We start from the raw sequence: 24,958 nt of genomic DNA on the forward strand, positions 1-24,958 counted from the left end.
AGGTCATCCAGCCTCATGTTTAAAAAACTCCGTGGTATTTTTTCAAACGATCTATCGATCGATCTAGGTACAGCCAACACACTAATTTATGTAAAAGAAGAAGGGATCGTATTAAACGAACCTTCAGTAGTTGCTATTCGTCAAGAACGTGCTGGTGGACCTAAAAGTGTTGCATCTGTAGGTACAGAAGCTAAGCAAATGTTAGGACGTACGCCTGGTAATATTAAAGCTATTCGTCCGATGAAAGATGGTGTGATTGCTGATTTTTATGTGACCGAAAAAATGCTCCAGCATTTTATTAAGCAAGTGCACAACAATAACTTTATGCGACCAAGCCCACGTGTACTTATTTGTGTACCTTGTGGCGCTACACAGGTTGAAAAGCGTGCAATTCGCGAATCAGCGATGGGTGCAGGCGCTCGTGAAGTTTACTTAATTGAAGAGCCTATGGCTGCTGCAATTGGTGCTGGCTTACCGGTATCAGAAGCAACGGGTTCTATGGTTGTTGATATTGGTGGCGGTACAACCGAAGTGGCTATTATCTCACTCAATGGTGTTGTCTACTCGTCATCTGTACGTATTGGTGGCGACAAGTTTGATGAAGCCATTATTAATTATGTTCGTCGTAACTTTGGTAGCTTAATTGGTGAAGCCACGGCTGAGAATATTAAACATCAAATTGGCTCTGCATTTAAAACAGACGAACCAGTAGAAATCGAAGTGCGTGGTCGTAACCTTGCAGAAGGTGTTCCTCGTTCGTTTACACTTAATTCGCATGAAATTTTAGAAGCATTACAAGAGCCGCTAATGGGGATTGTAAGTGCAGTAATGGTTGCACTTGAACAGTCACCACCGGAGCTGGCATCTGATATTTCAGCGCACGGTATGGTATTAACTGGCGGCGGCGCGTTACTAAAAGATTTAGATCGCCTACTCATGGAAGAAACTGGTATTCCAGTGGTTGTTGCTGATGATCCACTTACCTGTGTTGCTCGTGGCGGCGGTAAAGCGCTTGAGATGATTGATGTGCACGGTGGTGACGTTTTTAGTTACGACTAATGAAATCAATGTTTGAAAAAACAATCTCTTTGCAACTGCGACTTTTTGTCGCAGTGCTTTTGAGTATCGTATTGATCCTTGGAGATAAATACACAAAGGGTGGTGAAAATATTCGCACCAGTTTGAATACCTTAGTCACCCCTCTCATTTATGTTGCCAACCTGCCTTACGAAGTATTTAGCTTTAGCGCCAAGAGTTTGCATACCCGCGAGCAGTTGCTCACTGAGAATGAAGCCCTGAAAAAAAAGCAAGTATTGCAGAGCGAACAAATCCAGCAATATGAATTCTTAGCAAAAGAAAATCAAAAACTAAGAGCATTAATGGGCTCGTCTTCAAAACATACCAATCGTAAAATTATTGCTCAAGTACTTTCTGTTCACTCAAATCCTTATAGTCATCAAGTGGTGATAAATCGAGGAACTACCGATGGTTTAAGTGAAAGCCAAGCAGTAATTGATGATATGGGACTAGTGGGGCAGTTGACTAAAGTGGGCTCAACCACGTCACGAGTGTTATTAATTACCGATACCACCCACGCCACTCCTGTGCGTATTTTGCGTAATGATGTGCGAACAGTGGTTGAAGGTATTGGTAAAATTAACGTACTGAAGCTGTCGCATGTGCCGCATAGTTTAGATGTACGTATAGGCGATGTACTGGTTACATCTGGCCTTGGTGGCACATTTCCTGAAGGCTACCCGGTTGCGGTGATCACAGAAATAACCCGTGATGAAGGTCAACCTTTTGCGCAAGTATTTGCTGAGCCGATAGCTCAATTAGACAGAATTCGACTATTAGTCGTGTTATGGCTAAATCAGCAGGAGTTGATGGGAGATGATTAACCGCCAAACGCTATTAATTGCGTTAAGTATTTTCTTTGCATTGGTAGTGGCATTGATGCCATTACCTTTTTCACTTGAACCATTTCGTCCTGACTGGGTGTTGTTGGTGCTTATGTATTGGTCTTTGGCTTTACCGCACCGCTTAAATATAGGCACAGCTTGGGTTGTTGGGTTATTGATTGATTTAGCGACTGGCTCTTCTTTAGGTGTAAACTCATTAACCTACTCGGTATGTATTTTTGTTACGGCAAGTAACTTTCAAAAAATTCGCAATTTTTCATTGTGGCAACAAAGCCTTTTAATTGGCTTATTTTTAACGCTTTATCATTTAATGCAGTTTTGGTTAAATCACTTTTTACTTGGCGTTTATTTTAGCCCACATTACTTATGGCCTGTATTAACAGGCATGTTGAGTTGGATATGGGTATTTTTATTACTTAGAAAATACCGTAGACACTTTAGGATCAGATAATGACTTGCGCAGTATATTTAGCTTCCGCGTCTCCCCGTCGTAAAGAGCTTTTAACCCAATTGGGTGTCGAATTTTCACAATTTAGTGTTGATGCTGATGAAAGCCAGCTTGTTAACGAACTCCCATATGATTATGTCGAACGCTTAGCGCGTTTAAAGGCGCAAATGGGGGTAGAGCAAGGGTATACCGACCGCCCCGTTTTAGGCAGCGATACTGTAGTCGTGATTGACAATCAATCTTTAGGTAAACCCATAGATAAACAAGACTTTACTCACACCTTAAAGCGTTTATCAGGAAATACTCATCAAGTGTTAACTGCTATCGCTTTTGCCACACCAGAAAAAGTACTTAGCTGTGTTGTCAGTACTGATGTTACTTTTAAAATACTCAATGATGCAGAAATAGACGCTTATTGGCAAACGGGCGAGCCTCAAGATAAAGCCGGTGGTTACGGTATCCAAGGGTTAGGTGGACGCTTTGTAACGCATATTTCGGGTAGCTATTTTGCCGTTGTAGGCTTACCTTTGTATGAGACAGAACAATTATTAAATACATTCTTAAGAGGGTAGCATGAGTACAGAACTACTGATCAATGTCACGCCAAGTGAAAGTCGCGTTGCCCTAATCGAAAACGGTGTATTACAAGAAATTCAGCTAGAGCGTATTGGTAATTTAGGCATAGTAGGCAATATTTACTTAGGTAAAATAAGTCGCGTGCTACCGGGAATGCAAGCTGCTTTTGTTGATATAGGCTTAGAGAAAGCCGCCTTTTTACACGCCTCAGATATCGTCAATAGTGCTTCTATTGTGGAAGGTGTTGACGACGAGCCAATTAAAAAAGTCCAAGATATTCGTGAGCTTGTTCGTCAAGGGCAGTACATTATGGTGCAAGTGGTTAAAGATCCACTGGGCAGTAAAGGTGCTCGCTTAACCACTGATATTACTATACCGTCACGCTATTTAGTATTTATGCCAGATGCGACGCATGTTGGTGTGAGTCAGCGTATAGAAACGGAAGAGGAACGCGCTAGACTTAAAAAAATTGTTGCTGAATATGGCGACGAAAACGGCAGCTTTATTGTTAGAACTGCCGCTGAAGGTGCAAGTGAAGCTGAGCTTCGTCACGATGCTGCGTTTTTAAAAAAACTGTGGGATAAAATAGTTTCTAAACGCCGTAAAACCAGCAAAGCGAGTATTTTGCATGAAGATCTTACGCTAGCTTTTAGAACGTTACGTGATTACGTGGGCGAAGATATGGAGCGCATTCGTGTTGACTCTAAGCTGACCTATCAAGAGCTTAAGCTGTTTACTGAAGAGTTTGTGCCGTTATTATCGCAAGTGCTTGAGTATTATCCGGGTGAGCGCCCCATTTTCGACTTATTTGATGTAGAAAGTGAAATTCAAAAGGCATTGCATCGTAAGGTGACTTTAAAGTCTGGTGGGTACCTGATCATAGATCAAACCGAAGCAATGACCACGGTTGATGTTAATACCGGTGCATTTGTTGGTCACCGTAACCTTGAAGAAACTATTTTTAATACTAATGTTGAAGCAACCTCAGCTATTGCCCGTCAACTAAGGCTGCGTAATTTAGGCGGTATTATTATTATCGACTTTATTGATATGGTCAGCGATGAGCACAAACGCCGAGTAATGCATTCATTAGAATCTGCGCTTTCTAAAGATCGTGCCAAAGCTAATATTAATGGTTTGTCGGCATTGGGACTAGTTGAAATGACCCGCAAGCGAACTCGCGAAAGTTTAGAGCATATACTGTGTGATGTATGTCCTGCATGTTCAGGACGTGGTTCACAAAAAACGGTAGAAACTGTGTGCTATGAAATCCTTCGTGAAATAGTGCGTGTTAATCGCGCTTATGCTGCTGATAAGTTTGTAGTTTATGCATCCCCAGCAGTATGTGAAGCGCTATTAAATGACGAATATCATAACCTTGCAGAGTTAGAGTTATTTATTGGTAAGCAAGTTAATATTCAAACAGAGAGCTTATACAGCCAAGAGCAGTTTGATGTGGTAATGATGTAATGAAGTTTAAAGCGGCCTGTTTTTTTTGTGTACGCAAATTATGGCAAATAAGTGCTGTAATTTTGGTGCTACTGGCCGTTATTGTTTCTATTTTAAAATACACCTTACCTTACGCAAATGATTATAAAGGCGACATAGAAAATTACCTTGATAGCAAGTTTGATATCAGCTTATCGATAGGCGCTATATCGGCAAGTTGGCAAGGTAATGGCCCAGCCCTAGTGCTCGAAGAATTATCATTTAAAGACAACCAAACCGCCCCTATTTCTTTAACTATTGCGAAAACCAGTTTAGAGCTAAATCTTTGGGAAAGCTTAAAGTCTCTTCAACTTAAGTCGAATTACTTTGTCATTAATGGTTTTCATACCAAGGTTAATGTCGCGAATTTATTTGTCGGCAACCAAGATGATGTGTCATTTGAACAAAAAGAATTAATAGAAGGGCTATTTTTAGGTGAAACCGGTCATTTTGCAATAGAAAACTCCAGTATCAACTTTGTATTAGAAGATAACAAAGAACGCAAGCTGTTATTAGAAAACATTGTATGGCAAAACCAAGATAAACAACATCTTGGTAGTGGCAGTCTAGCATTACCGGGTATTTCGGTGGGGAATTTTGATGCACGCATTGCCCTTAAGGGTGAAACCTTAGAGCAAATGGTGGGTGATTTGTATGTGCAGGCTAATCAGGTTGATGTGTCAAATTGGTTAGCGCAATATATTAATACTCAAAAGCAGCAACTGCATAGCGATTTAAATTTACAAGCTTGGCTTAGATTAGAGCAAGGCCTAGTGAGTGACGTAAAAGTTCAGTGGTTACCGAGCGCGGTAAATTGGCAGCTCAATGAACAAACACAAAATGTAAGCCTAAGTGAAGGGGGATTTCATTTATACCCTGAGCAAAATAGCTGGCGATTAAAAAGCACAGGCTTAGCATTTAGCACCGGTGAAACCACTTGGCCAAGCCTTGAATTTGAAGCCTTATTGGGTAAGCAAAATAAAGTATGGCTACAGCAACTTGATTTAGCGCTATTGAGTGATTTAGCTGAGTTGACTAATTTTACCGATTTAGCTCCCTTTTTAGCACGCCAACCTAGCGGACAAATAAAGACTGCGTACCTTGAGTTTGCCGATGCAAGGCAATGGCAACTATGGTTTGATGCTGACGAAATTAGCTGGCAAGAAAAAAACGCTGTACCCGCCGCTCAATCTTTAAGAGTTAATGGGCTGGTTAATCAGCAGTATGGTCGCATTGCGATTTTTAGTGAGAACAGCCATTTAATTACAGGTGCTAGTTTTAGTAATAATATTGATTATAACCAATTAAATATTGAGCTTGATTTAGCTAAGCGCTCAGGCGATTGGCATATTAGCAGTGATAACCTGTGGCTTGATAACAATGAGGTGACTTTAAGCGCACAAATGCAGCTGAGTTTGGGTGATACGCCACGCTTAGATTTATATGCTGAAGCGTTTGCACCAGATGCCAGTATTGCAGGTCACTATTTTCCTTTAACGTTAATGAGCCCTGACTTAGTTAGTTATTTAAATGGTGCAATAAAAGCAGGCGAAGTATCAAATACTCAGGTGTTATTTTCTGGTCCACTATCAGGCTTTCCATTTGACGATGGTTCAGGGCAGTTTGATGTAATAGCACAAATAGACAATGCCACCTATCAATTCGATCCCGATTGGCCAGCAGTAACTAATGCCAATGTAAAGCTGCATTTTGCTAATGAGCGAATGGACATATATAGTCAGCAAGGCAAACTGGTAAACCTTGATATTGGCAGTAGTGTCCATGTAAGTATTGATGACTTAATGGGCGATGCGCCGTTGGTAGTTAGTATTGATAAGCAAGCAGAGCTTGAAAAAATGCACGATTTTTTTGCCGCTACGCCTTTAGCAAATCCATTAGCTGATATTTTTAATGTTGTGCAAGGACAGGGTCTTGCAAGTGCAAATATTGAATTGCTAATAGGTTCACAATTTGAGGGGGGAGCCAGTGTCAGTGGTAAGGTTAATTTACTCGACTCACCTCTCTACATTTCTGCGCCTGGTATTTCTCTTGAGCATTTAAAGGGTGAACTTAGCTTTAATAATCAACAAATAAACCTTACAAATGCAACGGCTACATGGCTTGGTATGCCACTAACTATTAACTACAATAGTGACGCAAACGAAGAGGATTATCGCGCTAATATAAGTATAAATGCTCAGCTTGATGCACAAACACTCATAAACCATGGTCAAGGCATTTTAGATGGTTACTTAAGTGGGCAAAGTGATGTTGATATTGCTTTGGAGCTTAATTTTACCGAGCAAGGGTTTAACTATCGTGCCCAAGTTGAATCGCCACTTATTGGCTTAAGTAGTTCTTTACCTGGAGCATATACAAAAAACAGTGAGCAAGCTTGGCCACTGAGTGCGGTTATTCAAGGTGATGATATATCTAATTTGATCACCGCAAACGTTGATCAGCTAGTTTATTTTAATGCCATTCTAGACAATACTAAATCACAGTTTAATAACGCCCACTTTATAATTGGCAACAAAGATTTAGGGCTTAACGCGCAAGATTTAGCGGTAAGTATTAACTTAGCGCAAAGTGAGTTATTACCTTGGATTGATTTAATTGATCAAATTATTAATGCAGCTAAAGCGCAGCCAGAGAGTGAATCGCCAGGTATTATGCCGCCTTTGTATGAGGTTGTTGCGAATATTAACTCTTTTAATGTGAGTGGCATGCAGTTTAATGATTTTGATATGCGTTTATCGCCCTTAAATAATAACTTGCAATTAAAACTCAATGCCAAAGAATTGCGAGCAGAGGTGTTCATTCCCAGCGAGCAATCAAGTCAGCCGATTCGAATAAACAGCGACTATTTAAGGCTTAATTTTTTAGATACCGAACCAGAACTACCGAGCGAAAAATCATCTCCTGAACAACTTGCATGGCTTACAAATTTGCCAGCTATTGAGTTTGAGTGTGCCGATTGTAAGATTAGCGATTATCAGCTAGATAAAGTCAGCGCCTCATTGTTAGGCGATGGTAAAAAGCTACTTATTTCTGAGCTAGTGGTGGATAAAGGCGATCATATATTGCACACTAAAGGGCAATGGCAAAATGGTTTAACGGCAATGAGCGGCGAACTTAAAAGTGATGATATTGGCGCCTTATTTAATGAATTTGATATTACCACCACTATTAAAGACTCAAACGCCAATCTAAATTATCAATTAAATTGGCAAGCGGCACCTTATAATTTAGATATTGCTAGTTTAGACGGTGAAATTAGTTGGGATTTAGGCGAAGGACATTTAACTGAGGTGAGTGATGGAGGCGCACGGGTATTTTCATTACTGAGCCTTGATTCATTAGTGCGTAAGTTAAAGCTTGATTTTAGAGATGTATTTTCTAAAGGTTTTTTTTATAACAGTATGAAAGGCACGATGCAGATAGATAAGGGCATTGCCTATACCCAAGATACTAAAATGGATGGGGTACCTGCCGATCTCTCTATTAAAGGGTATGCAAATTTAAATACTCTCGAAATTGACTACGACTTAGCAGTAGCTCCGCAAGTAACGTCGAGCATTCCGGTAATTGTGGCTTGGATGGTTAATCCAGTAACGGGGCTTGCAGCTTTAGCAATTGATAAAGTGATTCATTCTGCGCGAGTGATCTCAGAGATCAACTTTAAAGTGACGGGCAAAATGAACGATCCTCAGGTACAAGAGTTAGATCGTAAGAGCCGAGAGGTGACTTTACCGCAAGCAGCACAAAATCAGCCGCAAGCATCTTCAGAGTTAAAGCTTAAAGATGCTGAGGTGAGCGCAGCGCAATGAGTAAATCACTTATAAGTACAACACCTGCGATTATTGCATTACAAATGTGCTCAGGCTTAAATCCTGATGATAACATTGCCACCTTAAAGCAAGCCTTAGCTGAATTACCAAGCCGGCGACCTTTGTTAGTATGTTTACCAGAAGCGTTTTTAGTGTTTAGTAAACACGCTGGTGATACGTTGTTAGTGTCTCAGCGTATTGAACAATATAAACAGCAACTCAGTGAATTGTGCCGTAAACACAATATTTGGTTAAATGCTGGCACCATGCCAGAGCCCTATAACCAACATAAATATTACGCTGCCTCACACTTGTTTAATAACCAAGGCGATATTGTTGCAAGTTATAACAAAATACATTTATTTGATGTTGAGGTAGATGACCAGACCGGCAGTTACCGAGAGTCTGACTTTACTCAAGCGGGCGATGAGATTGTGGTTGTTGATTCTCCCTTTGGTAAAATTGGTTTAACAGTATGTTATGATTTGCGCTTTGCTGGTTTATTTAATGCCTTAGCTCGTAAAGGCGCAGAAATTATATTAGTACCCAGTGCGTTTACTGTTCCAACAGGTAAAGCGCATTGGCAGCCGCTACTTGCAGCACGCGCAATAGAAACACAGTGCTATGTTATTGCTGCAGCGCAATATGGAACACATGAAAACGGTAGACAAACTTATGGTCACAGCCTGATGTTATCGCCCTGGGGTGAAACATTAAGTGAAAAACCAACAGGGCTTGGTTTTATTAGTTGTACCGTAGATTTGAACCAGTTACACAAAATTAGACGAGATATGCCGCTGCAATCTCACCAACGATTTAGAGAGCCATTATTATGAATTCGGTTGAACAGCATTTATTACACGACAGCCAGCTAAATCGAGAAGAACTCGAAAAAACATTAGCTTATATTCACCAGCACAAAGTTGATTATGCCGACCTTTATTTTCAATCGAGTCATCATGAGTCTTGGGTATTAGAAGACGGCCTTGTTAAAGAAGGGTCTTATAACGTTGAACGTGGTGTTGGCGTACGGGCTGTTAGTGGTGAAAAAACCGGTTTTTCGTATTCAGATGCAATCAATCTTGAAGCGTTAAACAAAGCAGCCACGGCTGCACGTAGTATTGCCGATGCCGGTGAAGATAAAGCGGTTAAAGTATTTAGTGATGTGGCTGCAAAACAGCAGTTTTCACCGCATCAACCAATTTCTAGCATGAGCGATACCGATAAAGTTAATTTGTTACGTGAGCTTGAAAATTATATCCGCGAATTAGCCCCTGATGCTGAGCAAGTTATTAGCTCAATGTCTGCGGTATACGAAGAAGTATTAATTGCAGCCAGTGATGGCACCTTTGCTACCGATATTCGCCCACTGATCCGTTTAAACTGCTCTGTATTGCTAGAGAAGAATGGTCGCCGTGAACGTGGCGGTGCTGGTGGCGGCGCACGCCTAGACTATGGTTACTTTAAAGAGCTTGTTGATGGCAAACCGCGTTGGATGGGCTTTGCAGAAGAAGCCGTACGTCAAGCTAAAGTAAACCTAGAAGCTATTGATGCCCCTGCAGGTACTATGGAAGTGGTATTAGGTAATGGCTGGCCAGGCGTGTTGTTACACGAAGCAGTCGGTCATGGTCTAGAAGGTGACTTTAACCGTAAAGGCGCATCTGCATTTAGCGGTAAAGTAGGTCAAAAAGTTGCTTCAGAGCTATGTACTGTGGTTGATGATGGTACTATGGCTGATCGTCGTGGTTCACTTAATGTGGATGACGAAGGCACGCCTGCAGCCTATAACGTACTTATCGAAAACGGTATTTTAAAAGGCTATATGCAAGATAAAATGAACGCGCGTTTGATGGGGGTAAACCCAACAGGTAACGCACGTCGTGAGTCATACGCGCATTTACCAATGCCACGTATGACCAACACTTATATGTTAGGTGGCGAGCACAGCCAAGCTGATATTATCAGCACGGTTAAAAAAGGCGTGTTTGCCCCTAATTTTGGTGGTGGCCAAGTGGATATCACCTCAGGTAAGTTTGTATTTAGTGCCTCAGAGGCCTACTTAATTGAAAATGGCAAAATTACTCAGCCTATTAAAGGGGCAACATTAATTGGTAATGGCCCTGAGGTTATGCAACAAATCTCTATGGTAGGTAATGATTTAGCGCTTGATAAAGGCGTCGGTGTTTGTGGTAAAGATGGTCAAAGTGTACCAGTAGGTGTTGGCCAACCAAGTTTGAAAATTGATCAGTTAACAGTGGGTGGCACGGCTTAATTTTATTACTGCCAAATACTACAAATAAAACCTTGGAAGTGCATGCTTTCAAGGTTTTATTTTGTCGGCTGTTTATTTAAATTTGCTGCTGAAAAAAATCCATAAATGCGACAACTTGTCGTGGCTGAAATTGCCTTGATGGGTAAAGAAACTGTAAGCCAATCTGTTGTTTATCTTTATTACTAAAACCGAGAATATAGTCATCAAGTAGTGTCACTAAATGACCCTTTGTCAGATCATCGCTAATATCTACCATTGATTTTAGAGCAATCCCGGCACCATCAATTGCCCATTGTCTGATCACCGCACCATCACTGCTACTCATAGCCACAGGGACGCGAATTATTTGATCTTTAAAATGCCAATCATTCATCGATTGACCAAATCGCTCCATTACTAGGCAGCGATGATTTAATAAATCGCTTGGCTGCAAAGGTTGGCCATGTATTTTTAAATATTCAGCTGAAGCACATAACACACGTTGATTGGCCTTGATCATTCGGCTAATCAAATTGCTATCGGGTAAGTTTCCAAAGCGAATAGCAATATCAATACCTTCTTCAACTAAATTGACTAAGCCATCGGTTAAATGCAGGTGTGGTTTAACTTGTGGGTTTTGTGCTACAAATTTAGCTATTGCAGGGGCAACAAACTGTTTACCAAAGTCAGAGGGTGCGGTTATTTTGAGACTACCCGAAAGGGTGTTTTTACTAAGCTGAATACTTTGCTCTGTGGCATCAATTTCAGCAATTACTCTTAAACAGCCTTGATAAAATTGCTCTCCAGCCTCGGTCAATTTAATACTGCGAGTATTACGTATTAAGAGTCGGGTTTGATAGTGATTTTCAAGCTGGTTGATACGTGCCGTCATACTCGCAGGCGATAAACCAATTTTTCGCCCAGCTGCAGCAAGCCCGCCAGAGCGCACCACATGAACAAAAAGCTGCATATCATCAATCTTAGCCATCGTTCCTCACTCTTTATAATTCAGTATTAATGAATAGTGTTTTTGATATTAACTCAATTATCAAATTTAAGTAAATAGTTAAACTGGTTGTACTCATTATCAACAGAGAAAGTTTATGCGTTTAGATCATGTATTAATTTCTAGTTGTGATTACCAGGCGATGCGACGGTTCTTTATTAATTCAGTTGGGCTAAGTGAAGGGTATCGTCCGCCTTTTCCTTTCGAGGGAGCGTGGTTATACGGCAGCGATAACGTTGCTTTGATTCATTTGGTTAATGCCGCGGGTAATAAAGCGCAACAGGGTTACTTATCAGCATTAAACAGCAAAACCCAAGGCCGAGGAGTGGTAGATCACATTGCCATTCGTAGCATAGGTTATCAAGGATTGAAAAGTCGCTTAGCGCAAACAGGTATAAGTTATTTCGAGCGAACCGTGCCAGAGCTCCTAGAGCATCAAGTATTTATACCTGGGCCTGAAGAGATGAAAGTCGAAATGCTATTTAGCAGTGATGAAATTTAATTTAAATCCAGATAAACATTATTTATAAGAGAGTTAGTTATGTGTATAGAATCCTTATTTGAAGCTAAAACCCTCGGTTGCATGGTTACGCAAAATAGAATTGTGATGGCACCTATGACCCGTTCGCGAACTGCGCAACCGGGCGATATTCCTACTGAACTGATGGCCACTTATTATGCGCAGCGTGCTACTGCAGGACTGATTATTTCTGAAGCAACACAAATTTCTGCTCAGGGCAAAGGTTACTCATTTACGCCAGGTATTTACACGCAAGAACAAATCGAAGGTTGGAAGCAAGTAACACAAGCTGTGCATAAAGAAGGCGGTAAAATATTTTTACAACTTTGGCACGTTGGTAGAATGTCGCACTCTTCATTTCATCATGATGGAACGCCAGTTGCCCCATCTGCACTTGCCCCAGATGCACAAGTTTGGGTGGTAGGCGATGATGGAGAAGGACGGATGCTTGACTGCCCAACCCCACGAGCACTAAGTGTTAAAGAAATTAAAGAAATAGTAAATGATTATAAGCAAGCGGCAATTAACGCGATTGAGGCTGGTTTCGATGGCGTTGAAATACATGGAGGTAACGGGTATTTAATTGATCAGTTTTTAAGACGCTCAGCAAATAAACGCACAGATGAATATGGCGGTAGCCAAGAAAACCGCATTCGTTTTGCCTGTGAAATTATTAGCGCAATTAGTAATGCCATTGGCGCTCATAAAGTGGGTGTTAGATTAGCGCCTTTTATCACTCAGCGTGGTATGGATGATAGTGAAGCAATTGACACTATTTTATTAGCTGCAAAGCAATTTGAGCAAACTGGTATTGCGTATATTCATCTTGCCGAAGCGGACTGGGACGATGCACCTAGTGTAACACCAGAGTTTAGAGCCGCACTTCGTCAGTATTTTAGTGGCGCGATTATTGTTGCCGGTAATTATACCGAGTATTCAGGTGCGCAGCTTATTGAACAAGGTTTTGCCGATTACATTGCATTCGGTCGTCGTTTTATTGCCAACCCAGACTTGCCGTATCGTATTCAAGAGCAACGGCCACTAAACACTATTACCGATGGGAGAACATTGTTTGGCGGTACAGCCAAAGGTTATACCGATTACCCAGCGTATCAAAAGTAACTTTCATTTCAACTGAAAATATAAGGACTGAAAATGGTTAATCTTTCAAACTCAGCAGTTACTTTACTGATCAGCGGGCTGTTTAGTAGTGCCAGTTTTGCGGCTGAATTTAGTTTATCGAGCCCTGACTTACAGCCAGGGCAGGCAATAAAGAGTGAGCAATATTGGAATAGCTTTGGTTGTCAGGGGGGTAATGTTAGACCACAACTTAAATGGCAAAATGCGCCTAAAAAAGCCAAAAGCTTTGCCGTGACAGTGTATGACAATGACGCACCAACTGGCAGTGGTTTTTGGCACTGGGTAGTACATGATATTCCTCTTACTAGTAACTCATTATCTTCAACGACTTTGCCCAAAGGAGCCATTGAAGGTAATACAGATATGGGTAAGCCCGGATACCTTGGGGCATGTCCACCAGAAGGACGCAAGCATAGCTACACCTATAAAGTGTATGCATTGGATGTAGAAAAATTAGCTGTTCCACAAGGGGCAACAAGTGCACTTACAGGGTTTTTCTTACATCAGCACTCTTTGCAAACAGCCGAGATCACAGTAACGGCAGGACCGCGTTAATTAGCTTAGGAGATAAAAAATGAAGGCTTTACCTTTACTCACTGTTTTAATAGCACTGTGTAGCAGTAGGCTGTTAAGTGCGGCCCCATTATCTGATGAATCAGGCTATTGGCCTGATGATGCACAATTAGTGATTTCTATTTCAATGCAATTTGAGGCAACAGCACAAGATAGCTCTGACGAAGATGAAAGCAATAAGAGCACGGTGAAGTCGACTTGTCATCCAGTGAAAACGCAGTCTGAACTTGAACGAGATATAAGAACGGGTGGTTGATAGAACAAAATAAAAACCCACTTTGAAAAGTGGGTTTTTATTTTAAGAATTAAAGCTCAAAGGGAGCAACACCGACAGCTTGCATTTGATAACCCACTTGGGCTATTTCGCCAGACCAAGTTTGCGTTTTAATAACGCCCGTTACAACAATCGCATCATATAAGCTATCGATGGGCACACCGCCTTTAATAGTTACATGAACCAGCTGGTTTGGCGGTGGGGGCGGCACATGAATACAGGCACCAAAGTAAGGGACTAATAAAAACTCGGTAATAAGTTCGCTGTCACCTTCAAGTGGCACAACAAAACCAGGTAAGCTAACAGACTGCCCATCAAGTGCTTTAACAACCGGCGCGTCCAAATCAGGTTGCACCCAGTTTTGCTCACTGCCTTCGTGATTAGCTTGTGCTTGGGTATCTATTTGCACATGCCCTTGTGGGATCAAGTCTTCCCAAAAAATTTCCTTCGGGGGATTTGCAATGCTAGCAAAGCTAATTAGTACTGCACTTAATAGCATTAAAGAGTGTGTAGTTACTTTAAACAACGTCATGATCATCCTAAAGTTTATATTTTTATACTCATACCATCACTAAGAGAATAAAAGTAAGCGCGTGTAGCAGGGATCAAGCCAATAATGAATCCCGCAGCCATAATAACGCCAATCAAAGTGAGTTCATAGTCAGAGAGCATACTGATATTAATGCTCACTCCAGTTTGGCTTTGTAAGTAACCCGCGGTTGTGCCCATAAGCGCATAAAATAGAGTACAGCCTACTAAGCAACCTAAAAAGGTAGTGAGCAGTGATTCTATACTGATCAGTGAAAATAATTGCCAAGGGCGGGCGCCCACAGAACGTAATATTGCCAGTTCTCTGCGGCGTTGATTAAGGTTAGCCAGCAGTGTGGTTAACATGCCGAGCAAGCTAATAATGACCACCACAAATGAAAATAGCAATAGGATCTTTTCTATTATTGCCAGCATTTCCCAAAGCTCTTTTAGTGTGACTGTAGGCATAATCGCTAATAGAGGCTCTTGCTTATATTGATTTATGTTGCGCCTAATTTGTAGCGTATAAAGTGGCGAGTCGAAGCCCATTAAAAAGGCGGTAATTTGTTTTGGATGGCCAACTAGTGCGTGATTCGAGTGGTCATGATGATCGTTATGCTTATGATGGCCGCCACCATGAATCAATTCAATTGCCGCCAGTGGTACATGTAAGGTTTTATCAACAGGGGTGCCGGTAGGCTTTAAAATACCAATAACTTTAAAGGGGTTATCATCATGATGATGAAAGCTAGTATTGCCCATACCATGAGAAATCACAATTTCATCACCAATCTTATAGGCCAGTTTACTTGCAACCTCACTTCCTATAACAACTTCATTGATGCTAGAAAAAGCCTGTCCTTGTTCAAATTCTAAGGACTGTTTTTTAGCAAACCGATAGTGCTTAAAATAATCGAGTGTGGTGCCTAAAACTGCTTGTCCTTTATGGCTATCACCAAGGCTGATAGGAATGCTCCATTTAACCCCGCGTTGTTTTGTTATGTATTGATAGCTTTGCCAGCTCACCCCATTATTAGTGTGGCCAATTCTAAACACCGAGGACAGTAGTAATTGAATATCGCCAGTACGTGCGCCAACAATTAAATCGGTACCCGAAATGGTATTACTAAAACTACTTTTAGCATCTACGCGAACGCGCTCAATACTGAGTAATAACATGACGCTAATCGCAATAGTGAGCAATGTCAGTAATACACTGGCACGTCTATTTAGCAAACTTTTATAGGCAAGTTTAAATAAAATCATACATCACCTTGTAAATTTACTAAGTCGATTGTGCGGCTAAAGAGTGGCTTTAATGTTTCATCGTGACTGACAAAAACAAGCGTGCTGTTACTTTTTTTTGCTTGTTCAAATAGCAGCTTAATAAAGCTTTCACGATTTTGCGTATCAAGTGCTGAAGTGGGCTCATCGGCAATGATAAGTTCGGGACTGCCTATAAATGCGCGTGCTGCGGCAACTCGCTGTTGTTGCCCAATACTTAAAGTGGCAACATTTTGATTATGAAAGTGCGGCTCCAACCCAAGTGCGTTGAGAAGTCGGGCGGCTTCTTTAGTTAAACTATCAGTTTGGTTGAGTACGTGCTGCTGACGCTTTTTCGAAAATTGGCATCCTAAACATACATTTTCTAATGGGGTTAAATAAGGTAGTAAATTAAAGTTTTGGAAAATATAGCCAATATGATCAGCTCTAAATGCATCGCGCTGTGCATTGGTAAGCGCACTTAGGTTTTGGTTCAAAACACAAAGTTGGCCGCTAGTGGTTACATTAATGCCTGCCAGTAGTGCGAGTAAGGTAGATTTACCACTGCCGCTTGGTCCATGTAAAAAAACATGTTCACCTTCATCAATGGCGAGTTGCTCAATAGTGAGAGTGGGGCTGGCTGCTTTTTTATGCCATTTAAAAGATACATTCTCAAGGTTGATCATAACGGCTTACCAACTCCAATAGTTAAGTCTTTTGCGCATTTTAAATTGTCTAAGAAGATTAAGCGGTTTAGCTTTGAGTTTTTCATCACTATGCAACAGTTCATTGGTTGCGCAAAGTACTCGTTGGCTTGACTTGCCATCTGTGTATGGGTGTAATTCTTGGCAAAAAGTTTCAATATTATCCACAAGTTCTTTTGGGTAAGTTAGTGCATAGTCTATTGCGGCTTCAACGTTATTTTTATCTGTAATATCAAGTAAGTGTTTTTCAGGTGCTTTATTACAAAACGTTACAACCGGTTTTCGTTGTACTAAAAACATCAGTAGTATGGATGAAGTATCGCACAGCATTACATCAGCAGATTGTAATAAAGGAATAACATTGTCTGTTTCAACAAAGGTTAGATTATCATTACTTAACGCTTGATATTTATTAACCCACTCTTGCGGCATTTTCGGATGAAACTGAACTAATAGTCGCCATTTACCGCTTTTACTAAAGTGTTTTATTTGTTCATAAAGTTTAGGTGCAAGAGATAAGCGTTTTGAAAATGTAGAACAGATTAACACCGTTGGGCGAGAGTCTTTACTTAAATAAGGATTACTTGCATGATCATTAAACAGAGGATCTAGTGTGGGCCAGCCAGTTTCTGAAACTTGGAAAAAGCCATGCTTTTTAGCAAGCTCTTGAAACCTTAAAGTCGTATTAGGTCCTTGTGTACAATATAAATCAAAACAACCTCTAATATTGAAGTGGTCTTCTTTACCTTTTCTATTTAGTTTTCCAGAATTAAAACCATGAAATACAGCTACTTTTTTTCCTGGAATAAAGCTTGGAATAGTATTGCCTGGTATGAAAACAGCATCTGGCTCCCAATCTTTTATACTTTTGACTGATTCAAGGCGATGTTCAGTTGATTTTAAAAACTTAGGGTCTACTTCATCACCCTCTAAAAACCATTTAACTTCCCCTCCTTGAGCTAATATTTCTGCTTGCAAAGGCCTTAAAATAGCATAGGAATAATTTTGAGAAATATACATTAAATATTTCTTATTCTTAGTGGCAGTTAAATAGTTCAAGCTAGCTCCTTAGGGCAAGTAATCATGCAAGTTTACCCCAATGCGCCAGCTAGATAAATATTCTGAGATGATTTGTTTTTAGCCTAAGATTGAGCTTTGTGATTGCCTAGATTATTATAGAGCGCCTAACCCCAATTCCATACTTTGCTCTTTGAGCATGCCAAACCCCGGAGATAGCATGACTAGCTATAAAGTTTTAGACGTAAACGATGACTTACCCATTCGTACTAAAGGTAAAGTACACAGTGGCAAAGTGCGTTCAGTTTATTGGTTGACCGATGCAGATAGTAAACGCTTAATAAATGAAAAAGGCTATAACGTTCCTGCCGATACTGAATTGGCCATTATGGTTATTTCAGACAGAATTTCTGCTTTTGATTGCATATGGCAAGGTGAAAATGGCCTAAATGGCGTGCCGGGCAAAGGCATTGCATTAAACTCAGTGGCTGCTCATTGGTTTAACATGTTTAATGAAGCCGGTTTGGCGGGTAATCATATTGTTGATATTCCTCACCCATACGTATGGATTGTTCGTAAAGCCAGTACAGTTAAAGTTGAAGCAATTGCTCGTCAATATATTACCGGCAGCATGTGGCGCGACTACGCCAAAGGCGAAAGACACTTTTGTGGTTTGCAACTTCCAGAGGGCTTAAAAGCGAATCAAAAGCTTGAGCAAGTACTCATTACTCCTTCTACTAAAGGTATTATAGAAGGGGTGGCTGATATTCCTGCCGTTGATGATGTAAATATTACGCGTGAAAATATTACGAACAACTTAGATGTTTTCAATTTTAAATCGGCTGACGATGTCACCAAATATGAAAAATTATTGGTAGAAGGGTTCGAGCTAATTAGTAATGAGTTAGCTAAGCTTGGCCAGATTTTCGTTGATACCAAATTTGAATTTGGTTATGTAGAAGATTTAAATGGTGTGCAGCAACTTATTTATATTGATGAAGTAGGGACACCAGATTCATCGCGTATTTGGGATGAAGCATCTTATAAGAATGGCAAAATTGTTGAAAACTCAAAGGAAGGCTTCCGTCAGCTGTTAATTAATAACGTGCCAGAGAGTGATGTATTATTAAATAAAGACCGTATGGCTGAGCGTGAGCAGCTAGCAAAAGATTATATTTTACCTGAGTCAGTAATGCTTGGAGTGTCTGACACTTATGTGGGTATTGCTAGCAAAATTGTCGGTAAAGAGATCGTTATACCCAATGATCCGCGCCAAGAAGTGATTGCAATTTTAGATACTGACTACGGTTTAATTAATCACTAACGAGCAAGTTAATCTTAATGATAAAGCTTGTTTAAACTAGTGAAAAAGTATTTATTTTTAGTAACTGAGCTATAATTCTTGCAATTAGTGCTCGTCTCTAATTAACTTAACCTATGGTGAATATTTAGGTGTGATTATGTTAGAGCGAGCAATGCAAGTTATTGCAAAACGTCGTTATTTATTAGTACTGGGTGCATTGTTTAGTGTATCGGCGTTTGGCAATACCATTAATTTGGTTATTAAAGATCAGCATGGCCAAGTATTGCCTAATGCTGTCGTAGAAATAAATCATTTACCTTCCTCAAAAGCTACGGGCAATTTACCCACGGTGGTAATGGATCAAGTTGATAAACAGTTTTCACCGCAGCTGCTTATTGTACGTCAAGGTCAGTACGTAAACTTTCCAAATAGCGATAATATTCGCCACCATGTATATTCTTTTTCAAAAGCAAAGCCTTTTCAATTAAAGCTCTATTCTGGTCAGCCAGAAGAACCCATTAAGTTTGATAATCAAGGGGTTGTTGTTCTAGGCTGCAATATCCACGATTCTATGGTGGGCTATATTTATGTCGCTAATAGTAATCATGTGTATACCAGCAACGAGCAAGGCCAAATAAAGCTACAAGTTGACTCTTTTCCTGTGCAAGCCAGTATCTGGCATTCACTGCAAACAGCGACTTTGGATAATAAAAAAATGTTTGATATAAAATCAACCAGCCCGGTATCAATCACTATAAATACATCTATGCCTGCACCACGTAATACCTTTGGCAGTCAATTTAGGGAAGGTAATGGGCAATAATTTACGTAGCCGTATAACAACGCTATGCGTTGGCTTGGTGTTACTTACAACTTTACTCAGCTTAGTGAGTTTTTGGTGGTCTACGAGTAAGTTTCAGGCAGAAAAAGTCCAGCAAAATATAACGGTTGCGCAAAGCGTTTATAAGCAATATTTAAAATCAAAAGAGAGCTTGCTATTAACTGCTGCAAAGGTTTTAACCGCTGATTTTGGTTTTAAGCAAGCAGTTGCTACTCGCGATGCAGCCACCATTAGTAGTGTGCTATACAATCATAGCCAACGGATCAATGCCGATTTAATGCTGTTGCTCGATTTATCGGGGCGGTTAGTGTCTGCTAATGTGAATGCACAAAATTTTGCAGATAACCTACAGCCCTTGATGGATGAATTATTAAATAATTCTGAACAATCGAGCTTTGTAGTGTTAAATAATCAGCTCTATCAAGTAATATTATTGCCAGTTAAAACCCCCAGAACCATCGCTTACAGTTTAGTCGGGTTCAAAATCACATCGGCTGTGACTACTGAGCTAAAAAGCTTAACCGGTATGGAGGTTAGCTTTGTTGCGCAATTAGATAGTTTTGCAGCAAGCTCGTTTGCACCTCAACCTGAAAAATTTCAACCTATAGAATACTTTGAAAATAAAACTACAGCTCGTTTTTTTGCTGAGTACTTGGCCTATGAAAATCAACAAATAGCTTTACCGTCTTTGCAATCACACCCGGTCACCTTACTACTAAGTGCTGATTTAACCTCAAGTTATCGAGATATTGAGCAACTATTGCTAACGCTAGTTACATTGGCCGTGTTAACCATGTTATTTGGTGTGATCACCAGTAGTTTGCTTGCCAATAACTTAACCAGCGGACTTACACAGTTAGCGGTTATCGCAAGGCAATTTGCCAAAGGTGACTACCGTTTTAAATTTGAAGGTAAAAAACAAAGTAGCGAAGTAGAAACGCTAGTCAGCGCCTTTAATAACATGGGTAATGATATTAATAAGCGTGAGCAGCAAATCAGTTTTCAAGCACATCACGATACCTTAACAGGGTTTTATAACCGTTCAGCCATGTTAGATTTATTGGCAAAGCAGCTCACTAAAGATAGATGCTACACGCTTGTTGCTATTGATATAAAAGGCTTAAGACACATAAACGACAAGCTTGGTCCGCAAGTAGGAGATGAGTGTTTAATTGCGGTGGCAAACCGTATTCGTCAATTCTCTGATGAGCTTGGTGGATTTCATGCACGAATTGGCGGCGATGAGTTTCTAACGGTTTACCCCAGTGTGGAGGCTGACCAAGTAAAATGTGCTGTAGCCGATTTGATTGAGCAATTACAGGCACCTTATCAGATTAAAAGCTTAAAAATAAGTTTGCGTTTTAACGCTGGGATTGTGCAGTACCCTGGACAAGGCGTTAAAGCGGACGATTTAATGCGGCGTGTACTCATTGCTGTTGATGCGGCTACAACAAGCCAACAAAGCTTACATTACTACCAAGATGGTGAAGATGAGGCGCACTTAGACCGTTTAATCATGCTTGATGAGCTCAAACAAGCGATTGATGATGATAACGGGCAACTGTTTATGACTTATCAGCCTAAGTTGAATATTAAAAGTCAGAAAATTGATAAGGTTGAGTCACTTATTCGTTGGCAACGTGATGATGGAAGTTGGGTTTCGCCTGAAGTGTTCATTGATTTAGCTGAGCAGTCAGGATTAATTGTGGAACTAACTGCCTGGGTTGTCGATACAGTTATTGCGCAAATAGCCGATTGGTATAAAAAAGGGATTCACTTACAGGCAGCCATTAATGTGTCAGCCCAAGATATTGCGCATGCGGGATTTCATAATTTGTTGGTCGCGACCTTAAAGAAATATCATGTAAGCCCAAGTTCCGTCACTATTGAGTTGACGGAGCGCGATATGATCGAAAATGAAGCTCAAGGTATCAAAGCGTTAGAGAACTTAAAAACTATCGGTGTTAAAATATCACTAGACGATTACGGTGTCGGGCAAACATCATTGGGGCGATTAAAAATGTTACCTATTGATGAGCTTAAGCTAGATAAATGCTTTATTTTAACTTTGCATGAGTCACAAAAAGATCAATACATAGTGCGCTCGTCAATCACACTTGGACACCAACTTGGGTTTTCAGTGGTGGCCGAGGGCGTAGAAACGGCAGCGTCTTTATCATTGCTTCATGAAATGCAATGCGATCATGCACAAGGTTACTACTTGAGTCGTCCTTTAAAAGCACAACAACTAGAACAATGGTTAGAGGAATATCAGGGTGTACATTAAATTTTTACTGAGCATGACACTCTTATTTTGCAGTACGCTAACTGTAGCTGCAACGGGAAAACTATTAGCAACACCGGGCGTGTCTCAAGTTGAAGGCAGTGCAGGAGGAGGGTTAGTTCCTTGGGCGCAGCTAGCAGGTTATGCTAGTGAGGACGAATGGGCTGTTAATGGCTTTTGTAGTCGTGCTGATGTAACAGATTACCGCCTAGATGCCTGTGGTGTGCAGCTTAACCTATTTAATCGTGTTGAACTGAGTTATGCCGTGCAGCAGTTTGATGTGCCTGCGCTCAATACAGAAATAGAGCAGTCAATTTCTGGGGCAAAAATTCGTTTATATGGTGATATAGTATACAGTAAGTGGCCCCAGCTAAGCATGGGTGTACAGCATAAATCACTGGATGATGGCACAGTTGCAAAGTTGGTTGGCGCAAAAAATACCAGTGGTATAGATGTGTACCTAGCAGCCAGTAAATTACATTTGGGCGCACTTGCTGGGTACAACTGGTTTTGGAATGTGACCACCCGTTACAGTAAAGCCAATCAGTTAGGGCTTTTAGGATATGGAGGGGCTAATGAAGGTAGCCATATTTTACTAGAAGCAAGTAGTGCGGTGTTTGTAAGTCGTGAACTTGCTATTGGTATTGAGTATCGACAAAAAGCCAATAACCTAGGTTTAGGCGAACAAGATTGGCGCGATTTATTTATAGCGTGGATGCCTAATAAACATGTCAGTGTAACGGCGGCCTATTTAGACTTAGGGCGGATTGCTGGTGTTGATAACCAAACCGGCTGGTATTTATCGGTTACGGGGTATTGGTAATGAAACTGAGTGTATTTATTTTTTGTTGTTTAAGCTTACTTTTAGGGTGTACAACACAACCTAACACCTCTTTGTATCAGCAACTAGGCGAACAAGCTGGGCTTGAAAAGTTAACTGACAGTTTTATTGTTCAAATAGGCAATGACAAACAGGTGTTTCATTACTTTGAACACAGTAATATTAGCCATTTTCGACAAGGGTTTATTAGTCATTTATGTTCGCTGGTGGACGGCTCTTGTGAATATAAAGGCGACTCGATGGTTGCTATCCATACTGGCATGAACATAAATGAAAAAGACTTCAATCACGTTGTCGATTTATTAATAAATGCAATGAACGAGCAAAATATCCCACATACAGTGCAAAATAAAATTTTAGCTAAAATGGCGCCACTGCGTGGCGAAATTATTAAGATTTAATTTTTATAATCAAATGCATACATGTAAAAACATGCTTGAGTATTACTCACCTGTAATCTTAGCAAGATCTGCCGTTTTATATCGTCTTTGCATATGAATACTCGATCTATGAATTAAATTTCTGATAAATGTACTGCGGTTGGAATGGGAGCCTGCATTAGCGCTTGTTATTTCACTAATAAAGCTTCGATCTTCGGCAACAGGGTAGGGTTTTATGCCAATCATATTTAGGCCTACTTCAGTGTGAAACTGCATATCGACATCCACCGGTCTAAAAAATGGTTTTCTTTGCAGTAGCTTTTTAGCGCCGCTTAGTGAAATGATGTAGCCTTGAGTGCCATTAGGTGCCTTTTTATAGTTGCCAACTGTTAGGCTGTTTTCTAATAACGTACTGTCAATAAATGGAAAGTTTCGATTATCAGATAGCTTGATTAAATCCCAGTTTTTTAATTTAAGCGCCGCGTCAACAACATCTTTAAGTGAAGCTTCAATGAAAAGGTCATCCTCCAATACAACACAATAAGCGATATTTTCATCGACCATTTTTTGCCAAAGGCGCATATGGCTTACATAGCAACCAATTTCACCTGCAGATAGGTTGCGATTGTAGCGTTTTTTATTTTTTTTCGGGCAATACCACTTGAGGATTTCTTGTTCACTAAGGTTTTTGCCAATGGTCGCTTCAAAACGTTCAGCATTTAAGTGCAGGCTGGTTAGTCGCTTTAGGGTTGTTTCCCAGCGGTCTTCGCAGCCTTGCATATTGATAATGTAAAAAGGGATTGGCATAATTTCACTTTATTTAGAAATATCAAAGCGGCTATTTTAGCATTATTATAATTTGTAACCAGTCTAAATTCTGTTTATAAACAGGCTGTAATAATATATAGCTATTTCATTTCCTCAAATTTGGCAAGATGATGAAAAATATAGTCAGTGCACAATGGTTACATGCGCGTTTAGAGCAAACTAACTTAGTTATTTTTGATGCAGGTATGCTACGCCCCTCAGCTGCAGGGGAGTATTCGCCCGTTGCTATGCTACCTAAAGCACAACGATTTGATATCAAAAAAGAACTCGCAGATACCTCAAACCCATTACCCAATACCTTGTGTAGTGCAGAGCAATTTACTCAGGTGATGCAAAAAGCAGGAGTGAATCACGATTCACTCGTGGTGATTTATGAAGATGCAGGGTTATTCAGTGCAGCTAGAGCCTGGTGGATGTTTAAAGCCATGGGATTTAGTAACGTTAAAGTGCTCAGTGGCGGTTTAGCCAAGTGGCTTGAACTTGGGCTTGTGGTTGAGTCAAATTATACACAAGCATCACTAAAAGGCGACTTTATTGCTCATTACCAACCTGGTTACTTTATTGATAAAAAGCAGGTGCTAAGTGCTACTAATGATGCCAATACAGTTATTTTAGATGCGCGTGCTTATGAGCGCTTTACGGGTAAAAATAAAGAGCCAAGAGCGGGTATGCGCAGCGGCCACATTATTAATAGCTACTCGCTACCTTTAAGTAGTTTATTAGAAAATGGCGAGGCAAAATCACTCGACTTTATACAAACACAGTTTAGTGAATTAGTCGGTAATGCAACCCAGTTACAATTTAGCTGCGGTTCGGGTGTTACTGCCTGTGCGCTTGCACTGTTCGCTGATGAATGCGGATACAATAATTTAAGTGTTTACGACGGATCGTGGAGTGAGTGGGGCGCTGATAGCTCACTGCCTATTGCTGTGGGTGGATAA

At 40.5% G+C, this 24,958-nt stretch carries 24 protein-coding genes; 18 read left to right on the forward strand and 6 right to left on the reverse strand.

The window, feature by feature from the left end; translation table 11 throughout:
• Positions 1 to 15 precede the first annotated feature (15 nt).
• Genes FHG08_RS05305 through tldD form a run of 8 tightly spaced genes read left to right on the forward strand, consistent with a single transcriptional unit; the run spans position 16 to position 10,536 of the window.
• Positions 16 to 1,059 (forward strand): rod shape-determining protein, encoded by a 1,044-nt coding sequence (locus tag FHG08_RS05305; RefSeq protein ID WP_013463921.1) that lies wholly within the window; start codon positions 16 to 18, stop codon positions 1,057 to 1,059.
• Positions 1,059 to 1,901 carry a rod shape-determining protein MreC gene (mreC, locus tag FHG08_RS05310; RefSeq protein ID WP_171039612.1) on the forward strand — a complete coding sequence of 281 codons (843 nt, stop codon included), beginning with the start codon at positions 1,059 to 1,061 and terminating at the stop codon, positions 1,899 to 1,901. Before FHG08_RS05305 ends, mreC begins: the two co-directional genes overlap by 1 nt.
• Entirely contained in the window at positions 1,894 to 2,373 is a 480-nt protein-coding gene (mreD, locus tag FHG08_RS05315) for a rod shape-determining protein MreD (RefSeq protein ID WP_138607165.1), read from the forward strand. The genes mreC and mreD overlap by 8 nt, the downstream gene beginning before the upstream one ends.
• A complete protein-coding gene (locus FHG08_RS05320) occupies positions 2,373 to 2,942 on the forward strand; it encodes a nucleoside triphosphate pyrophosphatase (protein WP_138607163.1) in 570 nt (189 codons plus the stop codon). The genes mreD and FHG08_RS05320 overlap by 1 nt, the downstream gene beginning before the upstream one ends.
• A 1-nt stretch (position 2,943) precedes the next feature.
• Positions 2,944 to 4,416, forward strand: coding sequence for a ribonuclease G (gene rng, locus FHG08_RS05325; protein WP_138607161.1), 1,473 nt, complete (start codon positions 2,944 to 2,946; stop codon positions 4,414 to 4,416).
• On the forward strand, positions 4,416 to 8,264 hold the full coding sequence (locus tag FHG08_RS05330; RefSeq protein ID WP_178954752.1) for a YhdP family protein: 3,849 nt from the start codon (positions 4,416 to 4,418) through the stop codon (positions 8,262 to 8,264). The genes rng and FHG08_RS05330 overlap by 1 nt, the downstream gene beginning before the upstream one ends.
• Complete coding sequence (locus tag FHG08_RS05335; protein WP_178954754.1) at positions 8,261 to 9,100, forward strand: carbon-nitrogen hydrolase family protein; 840 nt, start codon at positions 8,261 to 8,263, stop codon at positions 9,098 to 9,100. Before FHG08_RS05330 ends, FHG08_RS05335 begins: the two co-directional genes overlap by 4 nt.
• On the forward strand, positions 9,097 to 10,536 hold the full coding sequence (gene tldD, locus FHG08_RS05340; RefSeq protein ID WP_138607155.1) for a metalloprotease TldD: 1,440 nt from the start codon (positions 9,097 to 9,099) through the stop codon (positions 10,534 to 10,536). The genes FHG08_RS05335 and tldD overlap by 4 nt, the downstream gene beginning before the upstream one ends.
• Before the next feature lie 76 nt (positions 10,537 to 10,612).
• Here the strand turns inward: tldD and FHG08_RS05345 are convergent, their stop codons facing one another.
• On the reverse strand, positions 10,613 to 11,503 hold the full coding sequence (locus FHG08_RS05345; RefSeq protein WP_178954756.1) for a LysR family transcriptional regulator: 891 nt from the start codon (positions 11,501 to 11,503) through the stop codon (positions 10,613 to 10,615).
• 115 nt (positions 11,504 to 11,618) lie between these two features.
• Here FHG08_RS05345 and FHG08_RS05350 point away from each other — a divergent pair, with 115 nt between their 5' ends.
• The 4 genes from FHG08_RS05350 to FHG08_RS18995 are packed head-to-tail and all read left to right on the forward strand — an operon-like array spanning position 11,619 to position 14,010.
• On the forward strand, positions 11,619 to 12,023 hold the full coding sequence (locus tag FHG08_RS05350; protein WP_138607151.1) for a lactoylglutathione lyase: 405 nt from the start codon (positions 11,619 to 11,621) through the stop codon (positions 12,021 to 12,023).
• Between the two features lie 39 nt (positions 12,024 to 12,062).
• Positions 12,063 to 13,163, forward strand: coding sequence for an alkene reductase (locus FHG08_RS05355; RefSeq protein ID WP_178954758.1), 1,101 nt, complete (start codon positions 12,063 to 12,065; stop codon positions 13,161 to 13,163).
• Between the two features lie 33 nt (positions 13,164 to 13,196).
• A complete protein-coding gene (locus FHG08_RS05360) occupies positions 13,197 to 13,736 on the forward strand; it encodes a YbhB/YbcL family Raf kinase inhibitor-like protein (RefSeq protein WP_178954760.1) in 540 nt (179 codons plus the stop codon).
• Between the two features lie 19 nt (positions 13,737 to 13,755).
• The gene (locus tag FHG08_RS18995; protein ID WP_256729616.1) at positions 13,756 to 14,010 is read left to right on the forward strand and encodes a hypothetical protein; all 255 of its coding nucleotides are present in this window, start codon (positions 13,756 to 13,758) and stop codon (positions 14,008 to 14,010) included.
• Between the two features lie 49 nt (positions 14,011 to 14,059).
• Here FHG08_RS18995 and FHG08_RS05370 read toward each other — a convergent pair whose 3' ends face one another.
• The 4 genes from FHG08_RS05370 to FHG08_RS05385 are packed head-to-tail and all read right to left on the reverse strand — an operon-like array spanning position 14,060 to position 17,543.
• A complete protein-coding gene (locus FHG08_RS05370) occupies positions 14,060 to 14,560 on the reverse strand; it encodes a DUF3299 domain-containing protein (RefSeq protein ID WP_008468279.1) in 501 nt (166 codons plus the stop codon).
• A gap of 14 nt (positions 14,561 to 14,574) precedes the next feature.
• Positions 14,575 to 15,822, reverse strand: coding sequence for an ABC transporter permease (locus FHG08_RS05375; protein WP_178954762.1), 1,248 nt, complete (start codon positions 15,820 to 15,822; stop codon positions 14,575 to 14,577).
• Complete coding sequence (locus FHG08_RS05380; RefSeq protein ID WP_109875437.1) at positions 15,819 to 16,505, reverse strand: ABC transporter ATP-binding protein; 687 nt, start codon at positions 16,503 to 16,505, stop codon at positions 15,819 to 15,821. Before FHG08_RS05380 ends, FHG08_RS05375 begins: the two co-directional genes overlap by 4 nt.
• A 6-nt stretch (positions 16,506 to 16,511) precedes the next feature.
• The gene (locus FHG08_RS05385) at positions 16,512 to 17,543 is read right to left on the reverse strand and encodes a CDP-glycerol glycerophosphotransferase family protein (protein WP_178956828.1); all 1,032 of its coding nucleotides are present in this window, start codon (positions 17,541 to 17,543) and stop codon (positions 16,512 to 16,514) included.
• Between the two features lie 217 nt (positions 17,544 to 17,760).
• Here FHG08_RS05385 and FHG08_RS05390 point away from each other — a divergent pair, with 217 nt between their 5' ends.
• The 5 genes from FHG08_RS05390 (at position 17,761) to FHG08_RS05410 (ending at position 23,210) form a co-directional block, all read left to right on the forward strand.
• Positions 17,761 to 18,864, forward strand: coding sequence for a phosphoribosylaminoimidazolesuccinocarboxamide synthase (locus tag FHG08_RS05390; RefSeq protein ID WP_178954764.1), 1,104 nt, complete (start codon positions 17,761 to 17,763; stop codon positions 18,862 to 18,864).
• 136 nt (positions 18,865 to 19,000) lie between these two features.
• Positions 19,001 to 19,666 (forward strand): methylamine utilization protein, encoded by a 666-nt coding sequence (locus FHG08_RS05395; RefSeq protein ID WP_178954766.1) that lies wholly within the window; start codon positions 19,001 to 19,003, stop codon positions 19,664 to 19,666.
• Positions 19,656 to 21,971, forward strand: coding sequence for an EAL domain-containing protein (locus tag FHG08_RS05400; RefSeq protein WP_178954768.1), 2,316 nt, complete (start codon positions 19,656 to 19,658; stop codon positions 21,969 to 21,971). Before FHG08_RS05395 ends, FHG08_RS05400 begins: the two co-directional genes overlap by 11 nt.
• A gap of 13 nt (positions 21,972 to 21,984) precedes the next feature.
• Positions 21,985 to 22,791, forward strand: coding sequence for a DUF3034 family protein (locus tag FHG08_RS05405; protein ID WP_218651646.1), 807 nt, complete (start codon positions 21,985 to 21,987; stop codon positions 22,789 to 22,791).
• A complete protein-coding gene (locus tag FHG08_RS05410; RefSeq protein WP_178954772.1) occupies positions 22,791 to 23,210 on the forward strand; it encodes a group 1 truncated hemoglobin in 420 nt (139 codons plus the stop codon). Before FHG08_RS05405 ends, FHG08_RS05410 begins: the two co-directional genes overlap by 1 nt.
• Before the next feature lie 42 nt (positions 23,211 to 23,252).
• On the opposite strand, the gene FHG08_RS05415 is transcribed toward FHG08_RS05410, so the two are convergent.
• On the reverse strand, positions 23,253 to 23,996 hold the full coding sequence (locus tag FHG08_RS05415) for a glycosyltransferase family 25 protein (protein ID WP_138607127.1): 744 nt from the start codon (positions 23,994 to 23,996) through the stop codon (positions 23,253 to 23,255).
• Between the two features lie 131 nt (positions 23,997 to 24,127).
• Here FHG08_RS05415 and FHG08_RS05420 point away from each other — a divergent pair, with 131 nt between their 5' ends.
• On the forward strand, positions 24,128 to 24,958 hold the full coding sequence (locus tag FHG08_RS05420; protein ID WP_178954774.1) for a sulfurtransferase: 831 nt from the start codon (positions 24,128 to 24,130) through the stop codon (positions 24,956 to 24,958).

This window comes from Pseudoalteromonas sp. Scap03 (assembly GCF_013393115.1).
Classification (GTDB): domain Bacteria; phylum Pseudomonadota; class Gammaproteobacteria; order Enterobacterales; family Alteromonadaceae; genus Pseudoalteromonas.

Coding starts and splice junctions, on each gene's coding strand:
- FHG08_RS05305 (WP_013463921.1), top strand. CDS start 16: ATGTTTAAAAAACTCCGTGGTATTTTTTCAAACGATCTATCGATCGAT.
- mreC (WP_171039612.1), top strand. CDS start 1,059: ATGAAATCAATGTTTGAAAAAACAATCTCTTTGCAACTGCGACTTTTT.
- mreD (WP_138607165.1), top strand. CDS start 1,894: ATGATTAACCGCCAAACGCTATTAATTGCGTTAAGTATTTTCTTTGCA.
- FHG08_RS05320 (WP_138607163.1), top strand. CDS start 2,373: ATGACTTGCGCAGTATATTTAGCTTCCGCGTCTCCCCGTCGTAAAGAG.
- rng (WP_138607161.1), top strand. CDS start 2,944: ATGAGTACAGAACTACTGATCAATGTCACGCCAAGTGAAAGTCGCGTT.
- FHG08_RS05330 (WP_178954752.1), top strand. CDS start 4,416: ATGAAGTTTAAAGCGGCCTGTTTTTTTTGTGTACGCAAATTATGGCAA.
- FHG08_RS05335 (WP_178954754.1), top strand. CDS start 8,261: ATGAGTAAATCACTTATAAGTACAACACCTGCGATTATTGCATTACAA.
- tldD (WP_138607155.1), top strand. CDS start 9,097: ATGAATTCGGTTGAACAGCATTTATTACACGACAGCCAGCTAAATCGA.
- FHG08_RS05345 (WP_178954756.1), bottom strand. CDS start 11,503: ATGGCTAAGATTGATGATATGCAGCTTTTTGTTCATGTGGTGCGCTCT.
- FHG08_RS05350 (WP_138607151.1), top strand. CDS start 11,619: ATGCGTTTAGATCATGTATTAATTTCTAGTTGTGATTACCAGGCGATG.
- FHG08_RS05355 (WP_178954758.1), top strand. CDS start 12,063: ATGTGTATAGAATCCTTATTTGAAGCTAAAACCCTCGGTTGCATGGTT.
- FHG08_RS05360 (WP_178954760.1), top strand. CDS start 13,197: ATGGTTAATCTTTCAAACTCAGCAGTTACTTTACTGATCAGCGGGCTG.
- FHG08_RS18995 (WP_256729616.1), top strand. CDS start 13,756: ATGAAGGCTTTACCTTTACTCACTGTTTTAATAGCACTGTGTAGCAGT.
- FHG08_RS05370 (WP_008468279.1), bottom strand. CDS start 14,560: ATGACGTTGTTTAAAGTAACTACACACTCTTTAATGCTATTAAGTGCA.
- FHG08_RS05375 (WP_178954762.1), bottom strand. CDS start 15,822: ATGATTTTATTTAAACTTGCCTATAAAAGTTTGCTAAATAGACGTGCC.
- FHG08_RS05380 (WP_109875437.1), bottom strand. CDS start 16,505: ATGATCAACCTTGAGAATGTATCTTTTAAATGGCATAAAAAAGCAGCC.
- FHG08_RS05385 (WP_178956828.1), bottom strand. CDS start 17,543: ATGTATATTTCTCAAAATTATTCCTATGCTATTTTAAGGCCTTTGCAA.
- FHG08_RS05390 (WP_178954764.1), top strand. CDS start 17,761: ATGACTAGCTATAAAGTTTTAGACGTAAACGATGACTTACCCATTCGT.
- FHG08_RS05395 (WP_178954766.1), top strand. CDS start 19,001: ATGTTAGAGCGAGCAATGCAAGTTATTGCAAAACGTCGTTATTTATTA.
- FHG08_RS05400 (WP_178954768.1), top strand. CDS start 19,656: ATGGGCAATAATTTACGTAGCCGTATAACAACGCTATGCGTTGGCTTG.
- FHG08_RS05405 (WP_218651646.1), top strand. CDS start 21,985: ATGACACTCTTATTTTGCAGTACGCTAACTGTAGCTGCAACGGGAAAA.
- FHG08_RS05410 (WP_178954772.1), top strand. CDS start 22,791: ATGAAACTGAGTGTATTTATTTTTTGTTGTTTAAGCTTACTTTTAGGG.
- FHG08_RS05415 (WP_138607127.1), bottom strand. CDS start 23,996: ATGCCAATCCCTTTTTACATTATCAATATGCAAGGCTGCGAAGACCGC.
- FHG08_RS05420 (WP_178954774.1), top strand. CDS start 24,128: ATGAAAAATATAGTCAGTGCACAATGGTTACATGCGCGTTTAGAGCAA.